This window comes from Photorhabdus temperata, assembly GCF_025384845.1.
Lineage (GTDB): Bacteria > Pseudomonadota > Gammaproteobacteria > Enterobacterales > Enterobacteriaceae > Photorhabdus > Photorhabdus temperata.
In genome coordinates this window covers 43,904-55,030 of sequence record NZ_JAJAFX010000036.1, presented here as the reverse complement: position 1 = coordinate 55,030, position 11,127 = coordinate 43,904, and the positions used below count along the sequence as shown (strand labels likewise).

Genomic DNA, 11,127 nt, shown 5'->3' with positions numbered 1-11,127 from the left:
AGCGCTAGCGAGTCAATCCCTCCCTCACCGCCAGAATTTGAAGAGAAGCTCAGGTTAGTTACCTGAGCTTTCAGACCGCTGACAAACTCCATTCAAAATAATGAGGTTTGTTTTTTTCATTATGAAAAATACTGTGCCTATTTTTTCTCACTAAGCTGGTCTGAGCACTCACCCAGATGCCATTATTGGACCCTGCTACACTAAATATTCCCCCATCCACAGATAAAAATCAGCAACTCTATCTGCTTGATATTTTGAACTGTTGCCACCAAAAAGCATTGTATTTTTACTTTCAGCAACCCACAAAAACGGGCCTAATGGTGCCCATGATACTGCTTTAATAGACACAGGGAGGCACAGCTCGCTGTTCGTTCCTTGGTTTGTGCAAATTGATACTGGTTTTCAAACGGGTGCTGTCAGTACAGAGTACCCGTCGACCGACCAATTTTTTGGCGATCTCTTACTCAACAATGTTGTAAAAAATTTGCCGGAAGACCTCGCTGTGACTGAAACGACGACGACATTTCTGACTCAGGGTTGAGGAATCAGGGACCTTCTCTGTCAGTCCGGGGCGCAGAAACCAGCGGTAAACCATATTAACCTGAATTTCCTGTACCAGACGGCGTTCACTGGAAATACCAAATAAAAATAGTCCAGTAACATCATCTTGAGCAACATAACTGGATCGATAGCCGGTCAGCCATTATTGTGGCAATACAATGGGACTACTAATTCGCGGATAAATTCGAAATCAATGACGGCATCGACTTAACGGACCAAATGATTTTTAAGGACCAGCTCGTCAAACAAGTGCGTTTCTGGTGGGAAAGTCTGGATAGGGTGGTGTTCTTAACATGGTGGCAAGCCCAGTTTAGTGAACGGAGCTTAATTAAAGTAAATTGCGGGGTGAAAAATCAAAACTTTGTCAATAACCTGATCATAACATACTACTAACATTTATTGTGATATAAATCACAATTAAAAATAAAATAAAAAGACACTGTGAATATTATAAATTATATAGTGAGGTGACTTTATAGAAAGTCATTTTTAAAATTAAATCGAGGATATAAACATGCAAAAGAAAACATCTGTTGAAGTTGAAGTTGAAGATAAAGAAATGACCTGCGGTTCATACAATAAATAAAGATATTGGCGTATGGCTAACCAATTTGGTTGGCCATGTTCTACATAAGGAGGCGGGCATGAGAATAGCATGTGGTTTTAATCCTAATTTTCTTAGCGGTGAAATACACATACCGAGTAAAGTATCGATGATAGAATTAGGGATTACTGCATACAATATTTTATCAGTTGCAGAAAAAAGAACTCCATTCGAAAGATACAATGGAAAATTCTCTCTTCACATTGCCAGAAGTGCAATAACAGAAGATATGCAATCAGGCTGTAACTATATTAATAACATTATACCACGAATAATCAATACGGAAAAAACAGGAAGATGAAACTATAAATTCAGTTCATTATTTAAAATCATTCGAAAGTTTTCTGAATAGGTGAATCATGCAAATAGGAACCAATTGGTCTGGAAATAGAGAACTAAGCGTTCTAAAGGAGATAATATTACTGAGAAAGGTCGATTTCATAGAGATATTAATAGATAACTTTTTACAATGCTCTCCTGACTCAATACTTGACATAAGCAAAGGATTACCGGTAGCGTTTCATATCATGAACTCTAAATATATATAGCAAAAAAGTCAAAAAAAGCGTCAATTGCAAGAAAGTTATACATAGCTAAGATTGATATTATGGATGATGGATCTCATGATAGAAGAAAAGAAATTATATATATTTGACAAGGGTATTATATTGCCATCGATAACAATGTTTAAGAGTAGAATATTAAACATGGCAATGCAACTTATTATTACCGCACTAATATATCAATTGTCTACAGACGATGCCGGATTTTTTTACTATCTACACTTGGCTTTTAATAACAGGGACGATAACAGGCTTATTAATAACTCTAATATCTGTGATATCAATACATTATTACAGTGACCATACAGTAACCAAAAAAATAGCATTGATACTATCAATCGGCATTATACCATTATGTATATATTCTGTTAACTGCGCAATTCTAGAGTCTACAAAACAAGAAAGGTACATGGTAAAAGTCAACTCATTCAGTATATTAACAAATGTATTCGCCATGATTGCATTATACTTATTTACTGGTGATTTAATATTTTCTATTGCTCTTGCTATCAGTATCTCAAGGGCATACATGGCCATCTCATCTTCAATCCCATTAATGAAATTTATAAAATGGAAAAAAATTGACTTACCTTACATTAAGGATATTGTGAATATAGGAATAAATGAGGCTTTAACATCTACATCATTAGTGGTATTGATGTCTATTTTAATAAGGTTTGTATCGACATTAATTTCAAACATAGAATTATCAAAATTATTTGTTTACATGGGGGTTATGAATTACCTATTTGTCACGGGATTTTCTGCTGTTATTTCATTGGCTGCAAATTACAGAAGTGATGAAAACAATTTTTTAAATATAGCGATAGGTACCAACTTATTTTACCTTATTATCTTTTCAACCGTCTCACCATTAATCAGTTTGATGGTATTCAATACGCTAACAGAAACAATAGATATAATAACTTGTGCATTAGTCATATTCTTTGACTTGATTGCCGTATCTATTATTAACAGAATAAGGAGCAAATCACCAAATTCAAAATCTGTATATCTTAAGGTGATTCCCATTATCACAGTACTTGTGGTCACCTCTACATTAATTAGCCCGACATCATTCGAAATCTTATTGACTTTTGTATGCAGTAATATACTGTATACGCTAATCTCATTAATATGGTACTCGCTATGGAAAAAGAAATCTTTGTCTTTAGAGAAGTTAACGTAAAAGACGCAAAAAATCTCATTGTTTTTTTTAATGATTTGGATAACACATCGGAATTTATGTTGCTTGAACCAGAAGAAAGAAAAACAAGTGTTGAAGAACAGACTGATATAATAAAAGGATTCGGCAAAGACAGGCAAATGTTAATATGCGAAGATAGCAAGAAAATTGTTGGATTCATTGTTATATCTAGAGGGATGTTCAACAGGAACAGGCACCTGGGTTCTATTGTTCTTGGAGTAAAAAAAGAATATAGAAATAAAGGCATAGCAAGAACCCTACTCGACAAAGCGCAAGACTGGTCACGGAAAAATGGAATTAGTAGACTTGAATTGACCGTTGCAATAAAAAACACATTGGCAATAAAGCTGTATTTGTCATCAGGTTTTATTTTTTCCGGCATCAGAACTAGCTCACTATTTATAAATGGTGAACTGACAGATGAATACTATATGACTAAAGGAATATCTGAAACAGTAATAGACAATGTGGCAAACAACCGGTGATTAAGCTAAGATTTTTTGTGGAAGGAACAACATATGGAGAGTATATGATGATTACGCTATTAATCATAAAGAAGAAATTAGTCAGAATACGCGCCTTGCCGTGTTATCAATAAGGGCTTTAGGTGAAGAATTTCCGTGTAAATAGCATTTTTCAGATCGTCGGGGTACTCCTACATTAGATGAGAGTTAACAGAGTGTTGAAGCTGATTTCTAATCAACTCAGACGTTGGCAAACCTCATTGAAAATAACGGGGTTTGTCAACGGTCTGGAAGCTCAGGTTAGTTACCTGAGCTTTTTGCTTATAAGGTCTAAAAATTCACAGGTTACAGTACAAGAAAAGATAATGTATTTTAATTCTTCTCAACTAAAAACAAAATGGTACGCTTTGTATCATTCTGTTTTATATTTATGAGTACATTATCCTTGCGCCAATATTCATCAAAGTATTTTTCAAAACCCAGACTTTCAACATATTTTATTAACTCTGATTTATTATTCAATCGAAATCCCAGCATATTCCATATCTAAGTTAATCCCAGTCGGTTTTGTTCTACCTGTCAAACTGTAACTTTCTGTAGAATATGATTATCCACTGTGCCTGTAAAGTTTATCCATTTAGAACTGGGTGATAAAATACTTTTGAAAAAAGTGTTCCTGTTGGAATTAGCTCTCAACATGCCGCCAATAACTCGCTATTATTCGATTAGCCTCATCCCTGAAACTAATCTCTTCATGTCTCAGAAAAATTTAGCCATAAAACTGACTGATGCTCTCTTTTTCTTGACCGGATACGATGACATTGAGTAGGGGCTGTCGCAAAAAAATTAGCAAGATGTCAATTGTCAAATGCTTGAGTTAAGCTTAAAGCACACCCTTTCTGTGTCCTCGTATTAACACGACGTAAAATTTCAACGAGTACACCAGGATATTTACCATATTCTCTTCTGATTATCCCGATATCATCGGTGACAAGAAATGCCGGGTAACTCGTTGATGACGCATCCATATAACTCATCAAACCCGGCATTCCATCAGGCACAGGTTTCAACGTTTCAGGATCAAGTGCTCGCGCATATACCCACGGCGGAACATGTTTACGTTGCATCTCATCCTCAAAGAAACAAGTGTTGAGTTCAACTTGATTAAATATATCGCGGATCTGACTCATATTACTGAGGTTGAAAGTATCGAATAGAAGCTGATTGAAATCGTCACGTTTCAGGGATTCTTTTTGGTAAATTTTCCAGCCTCCTCCCGTTATGATATAAAGGCTTTCATCCCCAGAAAATGAGATATTTTTATCTTTCATATAATTGCAGAGCAAATAGATAAAGTATGGCGAACCGATAAGGCAAATATCTTTTCCTTGACTTTTTATTCGTTCAAGACTATTTAATGTTTTAACAAAATCTATCCGCTCTTCTGTTACAGTGAATGTTGTAGGATATAGCAATTCCACCAGGCTCATAACATATTTAAACCAAATGTTATGAGCATTAAATCTGTCAGGCCCCAAGTTGACCAATTCCATTTGATGATCAAACCAACTACCAATATATTTCATGCCATAACCCACAGAACCTAAAAGTCTCTCAATACTTAGTCTGTCACGCGCCACCAGACTTTTTAAACCATTCGTGCCGCTACTGGTAAACCAACTTTCAATCTCACTCTCTTTACAAGTTAATAAGCGAGTAAACTTAAAAACTGATGTTGGGAATACAGGTATGTCATCAATTTCCGTAATATTGTCATCTACTTTGTGTGCCTGACAGTAGCGACGGTATTCTTGACAATGTTTATAGTGATTACGAAATGCACCAAGCACAAGTTTTTTTCTGATTTGTTCCTGTTCATCATAAGACCAAACTAAGGGATCGCTCGAAAAAATCAAATCATCAATCTCTGAACTTGCTGTGATTTCTTGTTTATTAACATATGAAGTCATACCTGTTTTACCCTCTACAAATAATATTAGAAATTATGGCAGCGCTGCTGCCATATTCTTCTATTACATGTGATACTTTTTAATATTAACATCAACAATATCGATTACGTTTTTCTGGCTCATCAAGTCATTCATTGGTTCAAAGGATAGTAATACGCCTTTTGCGCCACACTTTTCAATTGCCAGCTTAGCCGCAGTTATACATTCCATATAATTTCCGACGGCATTTTCTGTGATGATTTCTTCAAGTTTCTTTTCGAGATTTTCATCAGGGTGCATTTCAGAAACATAATCGCTTATAAATGCGCGTGTCTCTTCTTTCGCTTTCTGACTATCTTCATTAAAGTTAACCAATATCATTAACTGATGATCTATAGTTGATAGGTCAATACCCTGTTTATCAGCAATAACTTTATACCTTTCAGCATATTCATATCTAACAGCATTGGAGTCATCCCACTTAAAGATAAGAGGAATGCCTTTTTTGGCTGCCCACTCAACGACATAATGACTCGTTGCCGTTACATATCTCCGAGGCCCGCCTTGCGTATAAGCATGAGGGTTTACGGATATTTTGGGAAAACTATAAAAATCGTTATCTGGATTACAATAGCCTGTTGTTAAAGCATCGTTAATAATTTCATAACACTGTTCAAAGAGTTGCTGTTGGTATTTATCAGGGCGATTAAAAAAATGCATTTCATCTTTTTTTTCGCAATCACTAAACCCTAAAATAAACCTCCCTTCGCTTAATTGATCCAATAAGCAAGCTTCCTCCGCTATTCGGACAGGGTGATGAGTTGTAATGACGTGGTTCAATGAACCAATTTTAATTTTTTCAGTTAGACCGAGCAAAAAACCAGAAACAGTCAGAGGAGCACCAACAACACCATTACCTGAAAAATGATTTTCATACACCAAAATCTGTTCAAAATTCAGTTTATCAACATATTCCGTTATTTCCTGCATACGGGCTATACTTTGTTCTTGAACAATTGTTGAATTGATGAAGTTAAGGAAGAACAGTCCAAATTTCATTTCATTTTCCTTAGCTAATATAATAGCGAACGTTGTTTTTCTTTGAGAAATGGCATTACATCAGTCTGGAAAAGCCTCATGGAAGCAATAATTTCATCTACTGTTCCATTAGCTTCAAACCCACAACAAATATTTGATATTCCTGTGGCGTCAATGTCTTTTTGGATGATGTCAATGCACTCCTCCGGCGTTCCTACGGGATTGATTTCGTAACTGTAATCAATGCGGCGATTAGTATTTTTATGCCCTTTTAATACAAAGTCACGCCACTGCCCTTTATTGAAATCATAACCTTTTGTTTGGTCTGAATCATCAAAAATGGTCGTGGCATTAACATAGGAATCATACCAGTGGCCCAGAAAATTCCGGCAGATTTCCTTCGCTTTCATTGAATCATGGTCTACAGATGTTATATATGATAAGCAATGGTCGATATTATGAATATCGTGCCCATATTCTTGAGCCACTTCGTTATAAAGCTCAAGTTGTGCTTTCTTTTCGTTAGTATTGATAATCCAGCTTAAGATCATCGGCAAGCCAAATTGAGCAGCCCACTCAGTGGTTGAGGCTGATTCAGCCACCACATAAACCGGTGCGCCACCTTTGCTATATGCCGTCGGGCTGACTTTTACCTTATTGAAGCTGATATGCTCATTGGCCGCTTCGACATATCCCTCTGCCATGCCATTTTTTATCAGCCCGTACCAGCACTCCATTAAGGCGCGGCTGTTATCCATATCTGTGCCAAATACACGAAAGTCTTTGTTATAAAGCCCCCGGCAAATACCAAACCGAAATCGCCCTTTTGACATTTGATCCAGCAAATTCACATCTTCAAGTTGGCGTACTGGATGAGCCGTGGGGAGAACAATAGCAGCAGTCCCTACATTAAGTTTTTTGGTTGCACCAAGTAGATATGCCGCAGCGACATAAGGGTTACCCAGCAAACCAAACTCCGTGAAATGATGCTCCAGTAACCATACAGTATCAAAACCACACTCCTCAGAGACGCGGCCTAATTTAACCAAACGTTTCATTACCTCGGTTTGAGAAAGTTGAGGTGGTTGGTATGTAAGCAAAAAGTTTCCGAATTTCATAGATAGTCCTTCTGTTTCTATCCAAGTGATAGAGTTAAGACAGCGAAATTGTTTGATTTTCAATCTCAATTTTCATTCGGCGTTCATTGACTGTCGCAATAGTCAGATGTTCAAATGACGGCTCAGTAATATCAATATCGATATCCAAACTGCCATTATCCATCGCGATAGCCGCTTTCGTAACTGATTGATAAAAATTGCGCAGGACCACTAAGTTCTCACCCAAATCATGTGAACCTCCTAGCAAAGAATATATCTTGCATCGATTACTACGAATATTTGATAACAATTTGATGACTTCATCTTGTTTTACCCAATCGTCGTTATTTGCAGTAAAAGCAATAAACGGTATATCAAGATGCATCATGCTATTAACTGTGGAAGTTAAATCTTCCCAGCCAAAATCAACGCAATCTCTCGCGAAAACTTCAGCACCCAATTTATGGCCTTCAAAATCCAGATTATTCGGCAATTCATCAATGGGCAAACTGAGATAATCAAATCCTAAAGCTCTTTCGAGAGTATATCTTAAGTTAACAACACCAACCGCAGTGATTAAAAAAGAAACATTGATTTCAGACAGGCTTGCATAAACTATCCGTGCAGATAAGCTTGAAGCCAAAATACCACGGTTATGTATTTTTCGTGTATTTAACCAATCAACTACGGCTAACAGACTCTGTTTTCCTATAGACATGGTAAATTCATCAATTGTCCCTGAACTCAATCCAACATGGTGAAGTGAATCATAGCGGATCACATGAAATCCATTCCGTGACAAATATTCCGCCAGACCAGCAAAATGATCCATTCTCCGGGCAAAGCCAGATGCAATGATAATTGCATTCTTTCTTTTTAGACTGTTTTCTTCCGGCAGCGTTTCCCAGACATGAATTTTTTTATTTCCTTCAACACAAATAACATGGTCGATGGTTTTATATCTGGATGCATTTTCCATACTTTTTACCTATTTAAGGGACAAATACAAGGAACTTATCTTCTTCCAAGAATCGGGTCTGTTCTATTTCGACCGCAACATCCTTAGCAGTATAATGAGATGGCCTTTCATGAGAAATATATGTCACTAATCGTTGTAACGGTCTCATTCCATCATGGGATCCACCCACTCGAAATATGTTATTCATTCCTGCTTCTACAATCCGTTCAGCACCTTTTAATGCTAATTCGTTCCGATACTTAAATGCTGCCTCCCAAGGAAAAACAGATACGGTTTGCGTCCTGTTTTTTTGAACATAAGGCAATATTTGCTCAATATTATCGACGTGATGAAGGTACACACATCTGCCAAGTGGTTGATTAAGTTCTACACCCGCATTTGACTCAATAATCATCCAGCGCTGATGAGCATCAACCTCTACTTTTAATCCAGCAAACAAGCTCTCTTTTTGGACTAAGGAATAGGCTGCCTTTTCATCAAAGTCTTTTTTGGCGTTTGGTAATATATGCGCATATAAGTTCAGTTTTTCTATCAACGCTAGCTTAAATTCTTCATAATGACTTCCCATGTAGTATATGTTTTGGGTGGAAAAACAAGCTTGTTGATCGTAAAAACAGACATCATGGGCCGCACCTGTCGCTGCGGACGTCAAGTCAACAGGGTCATCAATAATGCAGAAACTCTTCTTAGAGACAAATTTAATCACGTCAATATAGGGTGGCGCATGCTTTACAGCCCAATTAATCGCCTCTTCCCCACCCCAAGCGACAATCACATCCGCATGTTGCATCATCTCTTTTGCGAGTGATGTATCACCTTGATGTTGCCAATATATAACAGACAAAGAGCGCGTTATCGGATGATTAGGGTCTACATCAATAAAGCTTAACGCCAATGCATTAGCGGTAAAAGGATCGGAGGAGGAGGTTTTTATAATGCATTGATTCTTTGTCAAAATTGCGCGTAATATTGACATGATACCCGATAATGGAACATTACCGGCCAACAGGTGTACAGACTTACCTTTCGGAAAAGCTCTAATATAACTTTCATCCTGAGGTAACCATTCATCCATGATATGGCGAGAACCCAGCTCATTGTTTACAACATCATAAAGACCACCTTTAGAACACAAAATCATAGATATCCAGTTAGCCTCTAACTTGGCCATTGCTTCTGAATATCCCATGTATTTTTTCAAGTCACGAATGTATGTCCTGCGTCTTGAATATTCTTCATTTTTCCATCTTTGCCCTACTGTATAGAGAAAGTTGATAATGTTATGCAACTGTAATTCATTATTTTTATTATAATCAATAATGCCTTTTACTTGAGACTCATTCAATATTGGCAGATGAACACTATTATCACCAAAACTAATAGATTGCACTAAATCATCACTTTCAGGAAATGCTTCGACTTGGCCATTAATAATGAATGAAATTTTTTTAGTCATATTTACCATCCATTTAGTGGGGTAATTACTGCCTGACCTAATTTGTCAATACCTGTTAAAATAGCAAACGAAAACTTCCATATCAACAAGATTTGTTAATGAAAAGTTTAAATAAAAAGAGTCGCTATTTTTTTATGCGTGATAATATCCATGCAAATTATTACCCTGTTTATGAATTAATTTAAGTTATATATAAATTAGGCAGTGAGGCAACGCTCCATAATTATCAATAGCATGATTTATCTTTATACTTATACAACTCCCCCCACATCATATTAGTCATTTGATCAATGCGATTAAAACGGTCTTCTATTCTTTCGAGTACCTGAAGTGATAATGTGGCTTCAAACTTTAAGGCTAAAATAGATAACGCTTTCCAATGGCTAATCAATTCCGTGCAATGTTCAATCAGAGAAGATGCAATATCTGCCCTGGTTAAAGAATGTTTAAACAAACTCAAATTGGGTATCACATATAACACACTAATATGATCAAATAATCTTTTGGCGGCCCGACAAGCTTTATCCTCTGCTTGTTGAAACAAATCCAGACATAATTCTCTATAATTTCTCAGCGAATTATAATATTCAGGTAAAGTATTAAATAATTCAGCCTGACGAATAAGTGATTCCCTTACTGGTATTCTTTCCAGATTTTTCAGTGAATCAACAATATAAAAATTACCCATATGATCATAAGTTTCACTGGGCACTTTATCGTAAAGCGATGAATAAAACTGCCTGGATGGCATCCATGCCTCACAAGAATAAGGTTCCCGATCAACCACCAAAGAATCGAAGATACGCACTTGTGAATAATCATCCGAAATAGCCGTGATCAGAACTGCATGCAGATATTCTGGTTTATTTGTATAAACTTCAGAATAAGATAAATATGCCGAATTAACCCAAGCAATAACGCCTTTCTTTTGACATAACAATTCATTTAACTGACGACACCAATGTAAATAATCTATCTGTAGCAAAACCATATCTGCGCCTAAAGCTACCGCGCCGGCTAATCCAACGGCTTTAACAGAGAAAGTATATTCAGGCATATTCAATTCATCATAACCACTGCGAAATAAATAACCATCACCGGCCTCAAGGATCTCTGCTTCACACGTCTTTCTACCCCGTAAATTGAGTAATCTTGTCAGGCTACCGGTAAAACAATTTATAGCGGCATTTTTTTCTGGTTTACCCATCA

General features: G+C 36.6%; 11 protein-coding genes and 1 pseudogene. 4 read left to right on the top strand and 8 right to left on the bottom strand.

Features of this window, described 5'->3' with window-relative positions; all coding sequences use genetic code 11:
- Positions 1-195: 195 nt before the first annotated feature.
- Together LGZ99_RS15115 and LGZ99_RS15110 are read right to left on the bottom strand one after the other, a co-directional pair.
- Positions 196-348: a hypothetical protein gene (locus tag LGZ99_RS15115; RefSeq protein ID WP_160171153.1), complete on the bottom strand. Its 153-nt coding sequence runs from the start codon at positions 346-348 to the stop codon at positions 196-198.
- Positions 341-856: pseudogene (locus LGZ99_RS15110) on the bottom strand (transposase); the annotation flags it as partial. The pseudogene LGZ99_RS15110 and the gene LGZ99_RS15115, both read right to left, overlap by 8 nt.
- A gap of 219 nt (positions 857-1,075) precedes the next feature.
- Here LGZ99_RS15110 and movA point away from each other — a divergent pair.
- The 4 genes from movA (at position 1,076) to LGZ99_RS15095 (ending at position 3,420) form a co-directional block, all read left to right on the top strand.
- The gene (gene movA, locus LGZ99_RS25025) at positions 1,076-1,147 is read left to right on the top strand and encodes a methanobactin-like peptide MovA (protein WP_449301333.1); all 72 of its coding nucleotides are present in this window, start codon (positions 1,076-1,078) and stop codon (positions 1,145-1,147) included.
- Positions 1,148-1,205: 58 nt separating this feature from the next.
- A complete protein-coding gene (locus tag LGZ99_RS15105) occupies positions 1,206-1,466 on the top strand; it encodes a hypothetical protein (RefSeq protein WP_023045556.1) in 261 nt (86 codons plus the stop codon).
- Between the two features lie 671 nt (positions 1,467-2,137).
- Positions 2,138-2,917 carry a hypothetical protein gene (locus tag LGZ99_RS15100; protein ID WP_023045558.1) on the top strand — a complete coding sequence of 260 codons (780 nt, stop codon included), beginning with the start codon at positions 2,138-2,140 and terminating at the stop codon, positions 2,915-2,917.
- Complete coding sequence (locus tag LGZ99_RS15095; protein WP_023045559.1) at positions 2,878-3,420, top strand: GNAT family N-acetyltransferase; 543 nt, start codon at positions 2,878-2,880, stop codon at positions 3,418-3,420. The genes LGZ99_RS15100 and LGZ99_RS15095 overlap by 40 nt, the downstream gene beginning before the upstream one ends.
- Positions 3,421-4,256: 836 nt before the next feature.
- Here the strand turns inward: LGZ99_RS15095 and luxE are convergent.
- The 6 genes from luxE to LGZ99_RS15065 all read right to left on the bottom strand — a co-directional run bounded on the left by luxE (position 4,257) and on the right by LGZ99_RS15065 (position 11,125).
- Positions 4,257-5,369 (bottom strand): long-chain-fatty-acid--protein ligase LuxE, encoded by a 1,113-nt coding sequence (gene luxE, locus LGZ99_RS15090; protein ID WP_262979284.1) that lies wholly within the window; start codon positions 5,367-5,369, stop codon positions 4,257-4,259.
- Positions 5,370-5,432: 63 nt separating this feature from the next.
- Positions 5,433-6,407 (bottom strand): luciferase subunit beta, encoded by a 975-nt coding sequence (gene luxB / locus LGZ99_RS15085; protein ID WP_262979283.1) that lies wholly within the window; start codon positions 6,405-6,407, stop codon positions 5,433-5,435.
- 14 nt (positions 6,408-6,421) lie between these two features.
- Positions 6,422-7,504, bottom strand: coding sequence for a luciferase subunit alpha (gene luxA, locus LGZ99_RS15080; protein WP_023045569.1), 1,083 nt, complete (start codon positions 7,502-7,504; stop codon positions 6,422-6,424).
- Positions 7,505-7,538: 34 nt separating this feature from the next.
- The gene (locus LGZ99_RS15075; protein WP_023045570.1) at positions 7,539-8,462 is read right to left on the bottom strand and encodes an acyl transferase; all 924 of its coding nucleotides are present in this window, start codon (positions 8,460-8,462) and stop codon (positions 7,539-7,541) included.
- 13 nt (positions 8,463-8,475) lie between these two features.
- Complete coding sequence (gene luxC, locus LGZ99_RS15070; protein ID WP_036838348.1) at positions 8,476-9,918, bottom strand: long-chain-fatty-acyl-CoA reductase LuxC; 1,443 nt, start codon at positions 9,916-9,918, stop codon at positions 8,476-8,478.
- A 226-nt stretch (positions 9,919-10,144) separates the two neighbouring features.
- On the bottom strand, positions 10,145-11,125 hold the full coding sequence (locus LGZ99_RS15065; protein WP_023045572.1) for a hypothetical protein: 981 nt from the start codon (positions 11,123-11,125) through the stop codon (positions 10,145-10,147).
- Between the last annotated feature and the right edge of the window lie 2 nt (positions 11,126-11,127).